Origin of the sequence: Agrobacterium sp. ST15.13.015 (assembly GCF_027871645.1) — a bacterium.
GTDB lineage: Bacteria > Pseudomonadota > Alphaproteobacteria > Rhizobiales > Rhizobiaceae > Agrobacterium > Agrobacterium leguminum.
Genome location: NZ_JAQAHF010000008.1, coordinates 44,476 through 60,186, shown reverse-complemented (window position 1 = coordinate 60,186; position 15,711 = coordinate 44,476). Strand labels below are relative to the sequence as shown.

Below are 15,711 nucleotides of genomic sequence, written 5' to 3'. Positions count from 1 at the left end.
ATGGCGGCAATGCTCGAAGTCTCCAATCTGAAATCCTGGTATGGCGAAAGCCAGGCGCTGCACGGTGTCGATCTGACGGTCGGCGAGGGCGAAACCATCACCATTCTCGGCCGCAACGGTGTGGGCAAGACCACGACGCTGCGCACTATCATGGGCATCATCCGAAACCGCAAGGGCGTCATCAAGCTGGGCGGCAAGGATCTGATGCCGGTGCCGCTGCATCGCACGGCGAAATACGGCCTTGGTTTCGTGCCGGAAGAGCGCGGCATCTTCGCGACGCTGAGCGTCGAGGAGAACCTGAAGCTGCCGCCCGTCGTCGCATCCGGCGGCATGACGCTCGATGAAATATACGAGCTGTTTCCCAATCTTTACGAACGCCGCACCAGCCCCGGCACCAAGCTTTCCGGCGGCGAGCAGCAGATGCTGGCCATGGCGCGCATCCTGCGCACCGGGGTTAAGGTGCTGCTGCTTGACGAACCGACCGAAGGGCTTGCCCCGGTCATCGTGCAGCGCATCGGCGAGGTGCTGCAGAAACTGAAGAGCCGCGGCATGACCGTTGTTCTGGTCGAACAGAATTTCCGTTTTGCCAGCCGTATCGCCGACCGTTTCTACCTGATGGATCACGGCCAGATGGTCAGCAATTTTCCGGTCAGCGAGCTTTCCGGCCGCATGGGCGAGCTCAACAAGGTGCTGGGGGTTTAACGATGACGATGATCTTCGGCGTTCCAATTCAGGCATTGCTCGGGCAATTGCTGGTGGGCCTTATCAACGGGTCGTTTTATGCGCTGCTGTCGCTCGGCCTTGCCGTCATTTTCGGCCTGCTGCGCGTCATCAATTTTGCCCATGGCGCGCAATATATGCTCGGCGCTTTCGTCGCCTTCCTCGGCCTGCAATATTTCGGCATCAATTTTTGGGTGGCGCTCATCGTCACACCTTTCGTCGTGGCGCTTTTCGGTGCGATCGTCGAACGCTTCCTGCTGTCGCGGCTTTACGATCTCGATCCGCTTTATGGGCTACTCTTCACTTTCGGTCTCGCGCTGGTGGTGGAAGGCACGTTCCGCTGGCTTTATGGCGCTGCTGGCCAGCCCTATTCGGTTCCGCCGCAGCTTGCCGGCGGCACCAATCTCGGCTTCATGTTCCTGCCGAATTACCGCGCTTTCGTCGTCGTCATTTCGCTCATCGTCTGCATCGCCACCTGGGCGTTGATCGAAAAGACGCGGCTTGGCTCCTATCTGCGCGCTGCGACGGAAAACCCGACGCTGGTGCAGGCTTTCGGCATCAACGTGCCGGTGCTGTTGACGCTGACCTACGCGCTGGGTGCCGGCCTTGCCGGTTTCACCGGGGTTCTCGCCGCGCCGATCTATCAGGTCTCGCCGCTGATGGGCACGAACCTCATCATCGTCGTCTTCGCCGTGGTCGTGGTCGGCGGCATGGGGTCGATCATGGGCGCCATCGTCACCGGTTACATGCTGGGCGTCGCAGAGGGCCTCACCAAGGTGTTCTACCCGGAAGCCTCCAACATCGTCATCTTCGTCATCATGGCCTTTGTGCTGCTCATCCGCCCCGCCGGACTTTTCGGAAAGGACGCCTGATATGTCCAAAGCCACCCATAGCCCCACCGCTGGAGCAATGCCGCAAACGGAGGTTTCGACGACTGCCGGCACCATCAAGACCGTGCTTATTCTTGCAGGGCTTGCCGTCCTCATCGCCGCGCCGATGTTCGTTTATCCGATCTTTCTGATGAAGCTCCTGTGCTTTGCGCTGTTTGCGTGTGCCTTCAACCTCCTGATCGGTTACACCGGGCTGCTCTCCTTCGGCCATGCGGCGTTTTTCGGCGGTGCAGCCTATTTCACCGCCTATTCGGTGAAGGAATGGGGCGTGACGCCGGAAATCGGCCTTGTCATCGGCATGGCGGGGGCGGCGCTGCTCGGTCTCGTCATCGGCTTCTTCGCCATTCGCCGCCAGGGCATCTATTTCGCCATGATTACGCTCGCGCTGTCGCAGATGTTTTATTTCTTCTGCCTTCAGGCACCCTTCACCCATGGTGAGGATGGCTTGCAGGGCGTGCCGCGCGGCCATCTTTTCGGCCTTCTCGACCTCAATGCGCCGCTCAACATCTATTACACGGTGCTTGTCGCCTTTGTGTTGGCGCTTCTTGTCATCTGGCGTTTCGTCAACTCGCCCTTCGGCATGATCCTGAAATCGATCCGCGAAAACGAGCAGCGCGCCATTTCGCTGGGCTATAGCGTCCAGCGCTACAAGCTCGGTGCTTTCGTGATGTCGGCGACGCTGGCCGGTCTCGCGGGTGGCCTCAAAGCGCTGGTCTTCCAGTTTGCGACGCTCACCGACGTCACCTGGCAGATGTCGGGCGAAGTGATCCTGATGACCCTGCTCGGCGGTATCGGCACCATGATTGGCCCGATCTTCGGTGCGGGTCTCGTCGTCACCCTGCAGAACTATCTCGCGACGTCCGATTTCCCGGTCACCATCATCACCGGCCTCGTGTTCATGGCCTGCGTTCTGGTGTTCCGGCGTGGTTTGATCGGCGAATTTTACGCGTCGCGGCTCGGCAGAAAACTCGGCTTTCAGCACCGTAGCTAGGCGTTTTTGAGAACACAGGAAAGGCCTCCTCCGCGTCCGGGACGACGCGGCAAGGGCGGCGCGTGGAGAACAGCATGGGCGAATATGACTATATCGTCATCGGAGCGGGGAGTGCCGGATGCGTTCTCGCCAACCGCCTTTCGAAAGATCCGAACAACCGCGTGCTGCTGCTGGAAGCGGGCGGCAACGACAATTACCACTGGATCCATATTCCGGTCGGTTATCTCTATTGCATCAACAATCCGCGCACCGACTGGTGTTTCAAGACGGCGGAAGAGCCGGGGCTTAACGGCCGCTCGCTGATCTATCCGCGCGGCAAGGTGCTTGGCGGCTGCTCCTCCATCAACGGCATGATCTATATGCGCGGCCAGGCGCGGGACTACGACGTCTGGCGTCAACTCGGCTGCGAGGGCTGGGGGTGGAACGACATCCTGCCCTATTTCCTGAAATCGGAAGACTTTTATCGGGGAAAAAGCGATCTGCACTCCGCCGGCGGCGAGTGGCGCGTGGAAAAGGCCCGTGTGCGCTGGGATGTGCTGGATGCTTTCCAGAAGGCGGCGGGCGAAGCGGGCATTCCCGCAACCGACGATTTCAACCGGGGCGACAATGAGGGGGCCGGTTATTTCGATGTGAACCAGCGCTCCGGCTGGCGCTGGAATACGGCCAAGGCATTTCTGAAGCCGGCGCTTGGTCGCAAGAACCTGACGGTTCTGACCAAGGCCCATGTCAAGCGTCTCATCATCGAAGAAGGCCATGTTACGGGGGTGGAGTTCCACCATGACGGCGTCCTGAAAAAGATGCGGGCGCGGCGCGAGACGGTGCTTTCCGCCGGTGCCATCGGCTCGCCGCATGTTCTGGAGCTTTCCGGCGTCGGCCGTGGCGATGTGTTGCAGGCGGCCGGTATCGACACGGTGGCGGAGGTTCAGGGCGTGGGTGAAAACCTGCAGGACCATCTGCAACTGCGCATGGTATACAAGGTCTCCGGTGTCCTGACGCTGAATGAAAGGGCCTCCACCCTGTTCGGCAAGGCGCGGATCGGTCTCGAATATGCGCTGACGCGCTCCGGGCCAATGTCGATGGCGCCGAGCCAGCTCGGTGTTTTCACCCGTTCTTCACCCGAGAAGGAAACCGCCGATCTGGAGTATCATGTCCAGCCGGTTTCGCTCGACAAGTTCGGCGATCCGGTTCACACTTTTCCGGCCATTACCGCAAGTGTCTGCAATCTGCGGCCGGAAAGCCGGGGCTCAGTGCATGTGAAAGGACCGGATTTCGCCATGCAGCCGGAAATCCGCCCGAACTATCTTTCCACCGAAGGCGATCGCCAGGTGGCCATCGACGCCATGCGGCTGACGCGCCGCATCGTCGCCCAACCGGCCTTCGCGCGCTTCAAGCCGCAGGAATACAAGCCGGGTCCCTCGTTCGAAAACGACAATGATCTTGCCAAGGCGGCGGGCGATATCGGCACCACCATCTTCCACCCCGTCGGCACGCTGCGCATGGGGTCGGATATGGAAAGCGTGGTCGATGCGCGTCTGAAATTCCGCAGGCTCGCCGGGCTGCGCGTCGCCGACGCATCGGTGATGCCGCGCATCACATCCGGAAATACCAATTCCCCGACGATCATGATTGCCGAAAAGGCCGCCGACATGATCCTTGCGGACAATCGCTGAAAGGAGCGCTCCGATGAAGACCGTCGCTTTTATCGGGCTGGGACATATGGGCCTGCCCATGGCCGCCAATCTCGTCAAGGCCGGATATGCCGTCAGGGGTCACGATCTTTCCGAAGCCTGCCGCGCGGCGGCGAGAGAGGCCGGTGTTCCCGTTGCTGCGGGTTCTGCCGAGGCTATCGAAGCCGCTGACGTCATCATCACCATGCTGCCGAAGGGCGAACATGTCGTTTCGGTCTATGGCGATCTGGTTCGGAAAATCCCTGCCGGAACGCTTCTCATCGACTGCTCGACGGTGGATATGGAAAGCGCGCTTAAGGCGCATGAACTGGCCGCTTCTGCCGGTTGCCCCTCGGTCGATGCGCCCGTATCGGGCGGAACGGGCGGGGCTGCCGCCGGCACCCTGACCTTCATGTGCGGCGGCGAGGCTGCGGCCTTCTCTGCGGCAAAGCCGGTGCTGGAGGCGATGGGCAAGAAGATCGTGCATTGCGGCAAGGGCGGTAACGGCCAGGCGGCCAAAATCTGCAACAACATGATCCTCGGCATTTCCATGATCGCCGTTTCGGAAGCTTTTGTTCTGGGCGAAAAACTCGGCCTCTCGCATCAGGCGCTGTTCGACGTCGCCTCCACCTCTTCCGGGCAATGCTGGTCGCTCACCACCTATTGCCCGGTGCCGGGACCGGTGCCGACATCGCCCGCCAACAAGGATTACCAGCCCGGATTTGCGGCGGCCCTGATGCTGAAGGATCTGAAGCTTTCGCAGGAGGCCGCCAATGGAGCCGGGGCTTCCACCCCGCTCGGTGCGGCGGCGGCCGCGCTTTACGAGAACTTCGTCGATGAGGGGAGCGGCGGGCGCGATTTTTCCGCCATTGTCGAAATGCTGCGCGGGAGCGAAGCATGACGGACACCGCGCCTTCCGATATTTTGTGGGTGCCGCCGAGGGAAACGCTGGCGCGCTCGGCGCTTTTTTCCTTCGCAGAGAAAACTGCAAAACTGCACGGGGTGGCCGCCGATGATTATGCCGGCCTGTTGCGCTGGTCCATCGATGCGCCGGACGCCTTTTACGATGCTCTGTGGGATGAGCTCGGCATTATCGGCACACGTGGAGAAACGGCATTCAAAGCCGGTGCGACGATCCGAGATGTTGAGTTTTATCCCGGTGCCCGGCTCAACTATGCTGAAAACCTGCTGCGCGATGCCGACGCGCGGCTGGCCATCATCGCTCATCGCGACGATGGCACACGGCGCGAAATTACTCGCAGAGAGCTTTACGACGAAGTGTCCCGCATGGTGCAGGCGCTTGCTGATGCGGGTGTGAGCGAAGGCGACCGCGTCGGGGCCATCGTCACCCATGATATTGAGGCGATCGTCTGCTATCTGGCCGCGAGCGCCATCGGCGCGATCTGGTCGTCGTGCTCGCCGGATTTCGGCCCGGCGGGAGCCTCCGACCGCCTGTCGCAGATCGGTCCGAAAATCCTCATCGCCGTGCCGGAATATGGTTATGCCGGCAAGCGCATCGATGTCGGCCCGACCATCCGCGCCGTCGCGGAAAGTGCGACGCCTGAGAAGATCGTGCTGATCGGCGACGCCGTGCCCGAAAGCCTTGCCGATCTCGGCTGCGTGACGCTTACGGATTTCGTCGCGCCTTATGCGGCGGGCGAGATTGCCTTCAACCGTCTGCCCGTCAAGGCGCCGCTGGCGATCCTTTATTCCTCGGGCACCACCGGCAAGCCGAAATGCATCACCCATTCCGGCGGCGGTTTGCTTCTTCAGCACATGAAGGAGCTGAAGCTGCAATGCGATATTCAGGAAGGGGAGCGCTTCTTCTATTTCACCACCTGCGGCTGGATGATGTGGAACTGGCAGGTCTCCGGTCTGGCGCTCGGCGCTACGCTCGTCACCTATGACGGCAATCCCGGTTATCCCAACCCTGCGCGGCTAATCGACCTCATCGACGCCGAACGGATCGCCACTTTCGGCACGTCGGCGAAGTTTATCGACGCCTGCCTGAAGGCCGGGCTGAAGCCGCGTGAAAGCCACGATCTTTCATCGCTGCGGACAATTCTTTCCACCGGCTCGCCGCTCATCCCGCAATCCTTCGATTATATCTATCGCGACTGGAAGGCTGAGGTGCACCTCGCCTCGATCTCCGGCGGCACGGATATCTGCGCCTGTTTCGTTGGCGGCAACCCTTTGCAGCCGGTGCATCGCGGTGAATTGCAGGGTGCGATGCTGGGCATGGATATCGACACCCTGGACGATGAGGGCCGTTCCGTTCGAGGCGTCGCCGGCGAACTCGTCTGCCGCAATGCGCATCTGTCCCTGCCGGTGAAGTTCTGGGGCGATGAGGATGGTTCGCGCTATCAGGCCGCCTATTTCGACCGGTTTCCGGGCATCTGGGCGCATGGCGATTTCGCCGAAATGCGCCCCTCCGGCGGCTATGTCATCCATGGGCGTTCGGATACGACGCTCAATCCCGGCGGGGTGCGCATCGGGACTGCGGAAATCTACCGCCAGGTGGAGACCGTGCCCGAAGTCGAAGAGGCCATTGCCGTGGGGCAGGATATAGATGGCGACCAGCGGGTCATCCTCTTCCTGCGCATGAAGGGCGGCGCAGCGCTGACGGAAGAGCTGGAAAAGACTATCCGCAGCCGCATCCGTTCGGGCGCCACGCCGCGGCATGTGCCGGCAAGGATCATTGCCGTCAGCGCCATTCCCCGCACCCGTTCCGGCAAGATTTCCGAAATCGCGGTGCGCGACACCATTCATGGCCGGCCGGTGAAGAATGCCGATGCGCTCGCCAATCCCGAAGCGCTTGAACTTTTCCGCAACCTGCCGCAGCTGAAGGACTAGGCCGATGGAGGATCAACCGAAAACCGTGCTTGTCACGGGTTCCACCAGCGGCATCGGGCTTGCCATCGCCAAGCGTTTCGCCAAGGCGGGGTATCTGGTCGGGGTGCATGGCATAGAGAGGGCGGAGGAGGCGACGCAGGCGCTGGAGGCGGTCGCGAAGGTGGCGCGGCACAGGCCGGTCTATTTTGCCGCCAATCTCGCCAATTATGATGAAAGCGCGCATCTGCCGGAGACCGTCATCGCCGAATTCGGTCATATCGACGTCCTCGTCAACAATGCCGGCATTCAGAAGGTCGCGCCGATCGACGAGTTCGATTTCGCCGATTTCTCCCGCATCGTCGCCATCTCGCTCGACAGCGCGTTTCACACCATCCATGCGGCCTTGCCGGGCATGAAGGAAAGGGGCTGGGGCCGCATCGTCAACATCGCTTCCGCGCATGGCCTGCGCGCCTCGCCCTTCAAGGGGCCTTACGTCGCGACCAAACATGCGGTGGTGGGCCTGACGAAAAGCGTGGCGCTGGAAGTGGCCGAACTTGGCATCACCTGCAACGCCATCTGCCCCGGTTATGTCTGGACGCCGCTCGTCGCCGCCCAGGTCGCCGATCAGGCGCGCGTGCATGGCATGAGCGAGGAGGATGTGGTGAAGAAGGTGATGCTTGCGCCGCAGCCGACAAGGCGGTTCGTGCAACCGGAAGAAGTGGCGGAAATGGCGCTTTATCTCGCGGGGGACATGGCCCGCTCCATCACCGGCACCACCATCTCGATCGATGGCGGCTGGACCGCGAAATAATCTTCGCATATCCGACGCTGCGCTGGCGCTTCGATACGCAGGCCGCTGGAATGGGGTTGAAACTAATCCTTTTCCGCGTCTGGAACAAAACCCTGACCCCAATGATTAGATCAACAGGGTTACAGGGAGTGAAAGACATGGCCAGAGAAAATACCAGCTATCTCGACGGTCGGGATGCGAAAAGCGAAACGGCAACGCGCGCGCGGCAGGGATCGCGCGGACGTCCCGTGCTTGTCATTCTGATCGTCAGCGTGCTTCTTGCATTGGTGGTTTGGGCCGTTGTCGAATATTCGGTTTTCGAACCCGACGAGAACCTGCCGCAGAACCCGCAGACCGAGACTGCGCCCGTGCCGCAGCAGCCGTCGGGATCCGGAAGCTTCGACAACAATCCGGCGAATGGCCGACCCCAGCCGCCGTCATCGACAGAGACAAATCCCGCGCCGCAGGATTCGACCGGCGCGCCGCAAAACCCATGACCACCATGGCGTGAAGTTTTTTCGCGCCGATGATGATTTTCATGGAACCAGATCGCGCCCGATTTCATTTCACGCAAAGTGACAGGAATCGGGGGTTTCATTCATGGCAGTCACCGTCACTGCAGTTGTTCTCACGCTGATCGGTCTTGCGCTGTTCGGTTTCGGCTCTCAGCTCGTCATGCTGGGCGGGAGCTTCTATTACGTACTTTCCGGGTTGGCCTTTCTGCTGACGGCCGTTCTGCTGTTCAAGCGCAATCGCGCAGCCCTTCACGTCTATGCCGTCTTCATTGTCGCGACGCTCGCCTGGGCCATATGGGAAGTCGGCTTCGACTGGTGGCAGCTTGGTCCGCGCGGCGGTGTAATCATTCTCATAGGCCTCTGGCTTCTGGTTCCCTGGGTAAGAAAGCCGCTCGGTTTTTCGAGCCCGACCGGGCTTAGCTACGGGCCGAATGCCTGGCCGCTCGCGCTGTCCGTCCTCGCCTCCATCGTCGTGGCCGGATATTCCATGGCGCAGGATCCGCATGATACGGCAGGTTCCCTGCCTCAGGAAACGGCCTCGGCCACGCCCGCCTATGGCGGCAATGTGCCTGACGGTGACTGGCATCAATATGGCCGCACGCCCTATGGCCAGCGTTATTCGCCGCTCACCCAGGTCAATGTCGACAATGTCTCGCAGCTCAAGGAAGCCTGGCGTTACCAGACGGGCGATGTGAAGCTGCCTGATGATGTGGGGGAAACCACCTATCAGGTGACGCCGCTGAAGATCGGGAACACGCTTTATATCTGCACGCCGCATAATTGGGCGATTGCCATCGATGCCGCCACCGGCAAGGAAAAGTGGAAATACGACCCCAATGTCGGTCTCAATCCGGATCGCCAGCACCAGACATGCCGCGGCGTTTCCTATTATGCCGAGCCGAATGCCACGCAGGGCACGGCCTGCGCCGAGCGCGTCTACCTGCCGACCTCGGATGCGCGGCTGATCGCGCTTGACGCCGCCACCGGTCAGGTCTGCACGTCCTTTGCCGATCAGGGTGTGCTGCATCTCGAGCAGGGCATGAAATACAATCCCGCCGGTTATTATTATTCGACCTCGCCGCCCGTCATCGTGGCGGGCAAGATCATCATCGGCGGCGCGGTGAACGACAACTATTCCACGCAGGAACAGTCCGGCGTCATCCGCGCTTTCGATGTGAACAGCGGCGCGCTCGTCTGGAACTGGGATTCCGGCAACCCGGCGAAAACCGAACCGATTGCGGCGGGTGAAACCTACACCACCAATTCGCCCAACAGCTGGTCGGTCTTCAGTTACGATGAAGGCCTTGGCCTCGTTTATATCCCGCTCGGCAATCAGGTGCCGGATCAGCTCGGCATGGGCCGCAGCGAGAATGTGGAGAAATATTCCTCCTCCATCGTTGCGCTGGATATAAACACCGGCAAGGATCGCTGGGTGCGCCAGACGGTTCATCACGATCTCTGGGACATGGACGTGCCGGCCCAGCCGGTGCTGCTCGACATCACCAAGGACGGCCAGACCGTGCCGGCTCTCGTCGGCCCCACTAAGCAGGGCGATATCTACGTTCTCGACCGGCGCACCGGCGAGCCGCTTCTGCCGATCACCGAAGAGCCCGCGCCGGGCGGCGCCATACCGGAGGACTTCACCTCCCCGACGCAGCCGACGACGGCCCTGTCCTTCAAGCCGGCGCCATTGCAGGAAAAGGACATGTGGGGCGTCTCCATGTTCGATCAGCTCGCCTGCCGCATCCGCTTCCATCAGCTGAACTACAAGGGTCGCTACACGCCGCCTTCGGTGACCGGCTCGATCATCTATCCAGGCAATTTCGGCACCTTCAACTGGGGCAGCGTGGCGGTCGATCCCGAGCGTCAGGTCATGTTCGGCATGCCGACCTATCTCGCCTTCACCTCGCAGCTCGTACCGCGCGCTGACATTCCGCCGAAGGGTCAGGACGAAAAGGGAAGCGAACAGGGCCTCAACCGCAATGACGGCGCACCCTATGGCGTGTTCATGGGTCCGTTCCTCGGTCCGTTGCAGATTCCCTGCCAGGCCCCGCCATGGGGTTATGTCGCGGGTGCTGATCTGCGCACCGGCGATATCGCTTACAAACACAAGAACGGCACGGTCCATGACATGACGCCGCTGCCGCTGCCCTTCAAGGTGGGTGTGCCGGGCATTGGCGGGCCGATGATCACCAAGGGCGGCGTCGCCTTCCTCGGTGCTGCCGTTGACAACTATCTTCGCGCCTATGATCTGACCACCGGCAGGCAGCTTTGGGAAGCGCGCCTGCCGGCCGGCGGTCAGGCAACGCCGATGACCTATGCGCTGGATGGCGGCAAGCAATATGTGGTGATGGTTGCGGGTGGCCACGGCTCCGTCGGCACCAAACCGGGCGACTATGTGATCGCCTATACCCTGCCGTAATCTCTGCAGGTTTCAAGATACAAAAAAACCGGAATGGGCGACCATTCCGGTTTTTGTTGCCAAGAGGGGTATCAAGCCGCTTTTTTCTCGGCGGCGGCGTTAACCGACGTTTTGGCGAGCGCGGTCAGCGCATCATCGGTTTTCGCTTCTTCCTTGAGCGTGGCATCCAGCAACGAAACTGCTTTCGTGTGGCCCAGCTTTTCCGCCCATGCCTTCAGCGTGCCGTAACGGGCGATCTCATAGTGCTCGACCGCCTGCGCCGAGGAAACCAGGCCGGCGTCGAGGGCGGGCGTGCCCTTGAAGTCCTCCATGATTTCCTCGCCCTCGGCGATGATGCCCTGAATGGCTTCGCAGGTCTTGCCCTGTGCCCGCTTGCCGATGATCTCAAACACCTCCTGCAGGCGCTCGACGTGCCCCTGGGTTTCTTCCTTGTGTTTTTCAAAAGCCTGTTTCAGCTTCGGATCGGTCGCCGCCCGCGCCATTTTCGGCAGGGCTTTCAGGATCTGCCTTTCGGCGTAGTAGATATCCTTCAGCGTATCGTAAAACAGGTCGTCGAGTTTCTTCTCGGCCATTGTTCCTTCTCCCATGTGTGAAAATGCATGACGTGCGCCCGTGCGCACGGGAGACAAACCCTTTGCTGCGCCCATGGTTCCGGCTCGGTTGCGCGCAACGTTTATATTGCCGCGCGGAACCAACACGCCTTTGCGAACTTAGTGTGAAGAAATTTCGGGAGGAGACGCGACAGTGCCCCAGAGCCTTGCAGAAGAATTTTCCATGAATATTTCCATCCCCTTCGAGGTGCTGCTGGTGCGTGTGTTCGGCGCAGTCATCCTGTGCGGCCTGATCGGTCTGGAACGTGAGTTTCACAAGAACACCGCCGGCCTGCGCACCAACATGCTGATCGGCCTTGCCGCCGTCACCTTCTGCGTTATCACCATTCACATGATGGAGACGATGGCGGAAGGCCATGAGGCCGCGCGGCTCGATCCTATCCGGCTGGTGGAGGCCGTAACGGCGGGCATCGCCTTTCTCGCGGCGGGTGTGGTCGTTTATACGAGAGGCGATGTCAAAGGCCTGACGACTGGCGCCAGCATGTGGCTTTCGGCGGCAATCGGCCTCTCGGCCGGCCTTGGCATGTGGCCGCTTGCTCTTCTCGCTTCGGGAATGGGCATTGTCGTCCTGTGGACGCTGCGCCGCTTACAGGTGGCGGCGGGCATCAAGGAGGAATGAACGACATCAGCCGAAGCGGAAAAGATCGGCGTCGGGGTCCTTGCCGCCATTGATGGCTGCGGCCACGATTTCAGCGGCGATCTGGCTGAAGGTGATGCCGTTGCCGCCGAAACCCATCACGGCATAGACGTTGTTCATTCCGGGCACCGCGCCAATCAGCGGCAGGCCGGTGGTGGTCGTGCCGAAGGCCGCCGCCCAGCGATATTCCGGCTTTCCCATGTCGATGCCGAGAAGCTTTTCGATCTTGCGGCGGATCGTCTCCGCCTTGGCGGCGAGCTTGCGCTCCGACTGGTATGCGGTGGGGTTTTCCTCGTCCTCGCCTCCGGCGATCATCCGCCCCTCCCGGTCGGTGCGCAGGTAGAGATAGGGATCGGAGGCCTCCCAGATGATATGGTTCTCCAGCCAGTCGGGTAGGTCGAGCCCCTTTCGGCTCGCCAGCGCCCAGGTGGAAATGATCTGGTGTTTCGGGCTCTCCAGCACTTTCAGGAATTCATAGCCGGTGCAGAAAACGACATTGCGCGCTGAAAGGATTTTGCCGCCGGCGGTGGCAAGGACAACCTCGTCGCCGAGGTTCCTGAGATCGGTGATCTCAAGCTGGGAAACAATTTCGGCGCCGGCGCCTGCCGTGTGGCGCAGCAGGCCGGCCGTCAGCTGTGCGGGATTGGCGGAGGCCGAAATATCGCTGAGGATGGCCCCGGTCCGGTGCAAGCCGTATTGCTCTCTCAGTTCCGCGGCGTTGAGGAGGCGGGCCTCGATGCCCGCTTCTTTGCGGGCTTCTGCTTCGGCCTTCAATGCGCGCGATCCCATTTCGTCTCCAGCCAGATAAAGGGCCTGTTTGCGCCTCATGCTGCAGGAGATGCCGAGCGAAGAAACGATTTCCTCCAGCCGCAGGACGGCGCGGGCGGAACGCTGCCATGCCCTGTCAGCCGCGTCCCTGCCGATCATCTTTCGAAGCTGCGTCAGCGGCGTGTCGATTTCGTGCTGGATCATCGCGGTGCTGGCGACGCTGCTGCCCATGACCGGTTCGCGCCGGTCGACAATCAGCATGGATTGACCTGTCCGTTGCAGGGCGTGGGACACCAGCGCGCCACTGATACCGGCGCCGACGACGATCGTGTCGTAATGGTCGGCCTCCGGCGTGTGCCTGCTGCGGACGCCAATGCGCGGTGTATCCGCCCACACGGGCTTTGAATCCCTGAGGTCGCGTTCTTTCGTCAGTTCCGATGTCGGCATGAAATCATCCTGAAAGGTCACGGCTCGGTATAGCCGGCGACATTGATGGTGAGCGTTGCGCTGCGGGGATCGTTGCGGAAGAAGAGCGTGCCGGTATCGCGAGACTCCGAGGCGACGTAATCGAACGTCACATCGGCGTTCTCCAGCGTCGCGCCGTTTTGCTGCAGGTCGCCGCGCACCTGCACCTGCGCCGCCGTCGTCATGGAAAGATTGCGGATATCGAACCGCACCCGGTATTGCCCGGCCTGCGCCTGCACACCGGTAACGGCGATTTCGAAGCGGGCATCCTCCGGCCTGTAGCGATAAATGTCATAACCGATCCAGCTGAGCATGGCGGCGACAAGGAGCGTGCAGATGGCGCCCGTCAGCCATTCCACCCAATGGGGCTCGGGGCTTTCCGTATGTTTGCGGCCCTTGGATATCGTCATCTTGTCCTCACAGGATCAGTCGGGCAGAGGCCGCGCCGATCGAGGCGGGAACGCCGAGAATGACGGCGGCATTCATGATCTGCGACAGCGATGTGTGGTCGAGGCGCTCGAAGGTCCAGAGCGTATAGATGCTGATGGCGATGGCGATGACGTAGCCGGGCAGGGTGAAGCGGATGAAGGATTGCCACCACTTCTGCCCTTCGTGCAGCTGGTGCGAGCCCTTGAAGTGAAGCGCGTAGACAAAGCCATGCATGATGGCGACCGACAGCAGGCAGAGCGCCAGAATGTGATAGGGCGTCACCTTATAGGCGATCAGGATCATTTCTTCCGTCGGCGCAACATTGAGGCTGAGGAAAAGCGCGCCGACCACCATCATGAACAGTTCGTGCAGATAACCCGTCTCGCCGGAATATTCGCCCTCCTCTTCATCCTCCGCGTCGGAATGCTGACCGAGCTGGCTGCGCCCAAGCAGTGCGCCGATGCTGGCTGGAACGGATTGCAGCGCAATCTTGGCGACGATGTTGGAGGCGGTGATCTGGTCGTTCAGAATGCCGAACAGCAGCAGCACGGCGGCGCTGACAGCAATGCCCAGCCCATAGGCCGTTATCGCATCGCGCAGCGCCTGGTTCCAGGAGTGAATATTCTCGAAGCCGATGCGGCGGGCGAGAAGAAGCAGCAGCGGCAGGTTAAGAATGCAGAGCAGAAGAAGCCGCCAGGAATTGACGTAAAGACCGAGAAACCACATTTCCATGGTCATCAGCATGGGCAGGGCAAACAGCAATGCACCCGCCATGCCGCGCGCGAGGCCGATTAGAAATTGCCCGACCTCGTCATCGTCCGCATCTCTTCGATTGATCGCTGTCACCATGCCGCCCCCTGTCCACAGCGATAACGCAATGGCGTTTTTCCGGTTCCGTGGGTTTATTTCGCGGGATCGATGAGAGCGATGCCGAATTCCGGCCGATAGCTGCGCCGCAATTCCGCAGGTGTTTCGCGGATGACGACTTCCAGCGTAGGCCGCACCACCCCTTTTAGAAAATGGCCGCCCCTGGTGGAGCCATCGGCAAAGCCCAGAACCACATGCAGGTGCGGATTGGGCGTATCGTTCTCGTCAAGGGTGATATCGCCAAGCAGGCTTAGGACCTCGCTCTGGTCGGTGACCGGTATTTCCTTATAGTCCTGCGTCGAAAGATCGAAAAAGGCGAGTGTTGCCGTGGCGAAGGCGCCGATCGCGGTAACTGAGGCGGCGTTGATATTCTCGGCCGTGGCAAAGCGCCTGATGGCCTCGAAGGCTTCTTCCTCGGGATCGATGACGAGGATGAAGGTGCGCTCCGCGCCGCTTGCCAGCAATCTGCTTTTCATGTCTTCCTCCCAAATAGAAGTGCCGCCGGAAAACCGGCGGCACGGGAATAGGGTGTGTGTCTTAAGCGGCGCGGCGTTCGTGGCGGCCTTCCCCGACCTCTTCCACGATCTTGGCGACGAAGGCGTCAAGATCGTCAGGGCTGCGGGAGGTAATGATTCCCTTGTCGGTCACCACCTTTTCATCCTTCCAGTTTGCGCCGGCGTTCTTGAGGTCGGTCTTGATCGACCAATAGGAGGTGGCGTCGCGGCCACGCAGGGCGTCGGCTTCTACAAGCAGCCAGGGTGCGTGGCAGATGGCGGCCACCACCTTGCCGGATTTGATGAAATCACGCACCACCCGCATCGCATCCTCGTCATGGCGCAGAACGTCCGGATTGATCTGGCCGCCGGGTAGAACCAGCGCGTCAAAATCTTCGGTTTTTACGGCCTTGGCGGATAGATCGACGGCGATGCTGTCACCCCAGTCTTTCTTGTCCCAGCTCTTGATCTCGCCCTCCTTGATTGAGGCGACCTTTACGTCTGCACCTTTGGCCTTCAGCTGGTCATAGGGCACGCGCAATTCGGAACGCTCATAGCCGTCCGTTGCGAGAATGAGGATTTTTGCAGCGTTGATGGCAGTCATGTCTGTCTC

General features: G+C 60.9%; 16 protein-coding genes. 10 read left to right on the top strand and 6 right to left on the bottom strand.

Going from position 1 to position 15,711, the window contains the following annotated elements; translation table 11 throughout:
- From PIB16_RS14040 to PIB16_RS14000, 9 genes are all read left to right on the top strand, one after another.
- Positions 1–702 (top strand): ABC transporter ATP-binding protein, encoded by a 702-nt coding sequence (locus PIB16_RS14040; protein ID WP_065657340.1) that lies wholly within the window; start codon positions 1–3, stop codon positions 700–702.
- Between the two features lie 2 nt (positions 703–704).
- Positions 705–1,592, top strand: a complete 888-nt coding sequence (locus tag PIB16_RS14035) for a branched-chain amino acid ABC transporter permease (protein WP_065657339.1) — start codon at positions 705–707, stop codon at positions 1,590–1,592.
- A 1-nt stretch (position 1,593) separates the two neighbouring features.
- Positions 1,594–2,601 carry a branched-chain amino acid ABC transporter permease gene (locus PIB16_RS14030; protein ID WP_065657338.1) on the top strand — a complete coding sequence of 336 codons (1,008 nt, stop codon included), beginning with the start codon at positions 1,594–1,596 and terminating at the stop codon, positions 2,599–2,601.
- Between the two features lie 74 nt (positions 2,602–2,675).
- The gene (locus tag PIB16_RS14025; RefSeq protein ID WP_065657337.1) at positions 2,676–4,271 is read left to right on the top strand and encodes a GMC family oxidoreductase; all 1,596 of its coding nucleotides are present in this window, start codon (positions 2,676–2,678) and stop codon (positions 4,269–4,271) included.
- A 13-nt stretch (positions 4,272–4,284) separates the two neighbouring features.
- Entirely contained in the window at positions 4,285–5,169 is an 885-nt protein-coding gene (gene mmsB, locus PIB16_RS14020) for a 3-hydroxyisobutyrate dehydrogenase (RefSeq protein ID WP_065657336.1), read from the top strand.
- Complete coding sequence (locus tag PIB16_RS14015) at positions 5,166–7,121, top strand: acetoacetate--CoA ligase (RefSeq protein ID WP_271045780.1); 1,956 nt, start codon at positions 5,166–5,168, stop codon at positions 7,119–7,121. Before mmsB ends, PIB16_RS14015 begins: the two co-directional genes overlap by 4 nt.
- Before the next feature lie 4 nt (positions 7,122–7,125).
- Positions 7,126–7,911 carry a 3-hydroxybutyrate dehydrogenase gene (locus PIB16_RS14010; RefSeq protein WP_065657334.1) on the top strand — a complete coding sequence of 262 codons (786 nt, stop codon included), beginning with the start codon at positions 7,126–7,128 and terminating at the stop codon, positions 7,909–7,911.
- 137 nt (positions 7,912–8,048) lie between these two features.
- The gene (locus tag PIB16_RS14005; protein ID WP_065657333.1) at positions 8,049–8,387 is read left to right on the top strand and encodes a hypothetical protein; all 339 of its coding nucleotides are present in this window, start codon (positions 8,049–8,051) and stop codon (positions 8,385–8,387) included.
- Positions 8,388–8,490: 103 nt separating this feature from the next.
- Positions 8,491–10,827: a glucose/quinate/shikimate family membrane-bound PQQ-dependent dehydrogenase gene (locus PIB16_RS14000; RefSeq protein WP_065657332.1), complete on the top strand. Its 2,337-nt coding sequence runs from the start codon at positions 8,491–8,493 to the stop codon at positions 10,825–10,827.
- A gap of 71 nt (positions 10,828–10,898) precedes the next feature.
- Here the strand turns inward: PIB16_RS14000 and PIB16_RS13995 are convergent, their stop codons facing one another.
- Entirely contained in the window at positions 10,899–11,399 is a 501-nt protein-coding gene (locus PIB16_RS13995) for a YciE/YciF ferroxidase family protein (protein ID WP_065657331.1), read from the bottom strand.
- 172 nt (positions 11,400–11,571) lie between these two features.
- On the opposite strand from PIB16_RS13995, the gene PIB16_RS13990 reads away from it, so the two are divergent.
- Complete coding sequence (locus tag PIB16_RS13990; protein WP_065657330.1) at positions 11,572–12,057, top strand: MgtC/SapB family protein; 486 nt, start codon at positions 11,572–11,574, stop codon at positions 12,055–12,057.
- A 6-nt stretch (positions 12,058–12,063) separates the two neighbouring features.
- Here PIB16_RS13990 and PIB16_RS13985 read toward each other — a convergent pair whose 3' ends face one another.
- The 5 genes from PIB16_RS13985 to PIB16_RS13965 all read right to left on the bottom strand — a co-directional run bounded on the left by PIB16_RS13985 (position 12,064) and on the right by PIB16_RS13965 (position 15,702).
- Positions 12,064–13,290 (bottom strand): NAD(P)/FAD-dependent oxidoreductase, encoded by a 1,227-nt coding sequence (locus tag PIB16_RS13985; RefSeq protein ID WP_065657508.1) that lies wholly within the window; start codon positions 13,288–13,290, stop codon positions 12,064–12,066.
- 17 nt (positions 13,291–13,307) lie between these two features.
- Positions 13,308–13,718: a TIGR02588 family protein gene (locus tag PIB16_RS13980; protein ID WP_065657329.1), complete on the bottom strand. Its 411-nt coding sequence runs from the start codon at positions 13,716–13,718 to the stop codon at positions 13,308–13,310.
- A 7-nt stretch (positions 13,719–13,725) separates the two neighbouring features.
- Positions 13,726–14,586 carry a TIGR02587 family membrane protein gene (locus PIB16_RS13975; RefSeq protein WP_065657328.1) on the bottom strand — a complete coding sequence of 287 codons (861 nt, stop codon included), beginning with the start codon at positions 14,584–14,586 and terminating at the stop codon, positions 13,726–13,728.
- Between the two features lie 53 nt (positions 14,587–14,639).
- On the bottom strand, positions 14,640–15,080 hold the full coding sequence (locus PIB16_RS13970; RefSeq protein WP_065657327.1) for a PPC domain-containing DNA-binding protein: 441 nt from the start codon (positions 15,078–15,080) through the stop codon (positions 14,640–14,642).
- 61 nt (positions 15,081–15,141) lie between these two features.
- On the bottom strand, positions 15,142–15,702 hold the full coding sequence (locus PIB16_RS13965; protein WP_065657326.1) for a type 1 glutamine amidotransferase domain-containing protein: 561 nt from the start codon (positions 15,700–15,702) through the stop codon (positions 15,142–15,144).
- Positions 15,703–15,711 lie beyond the last annotated feature (9 nt).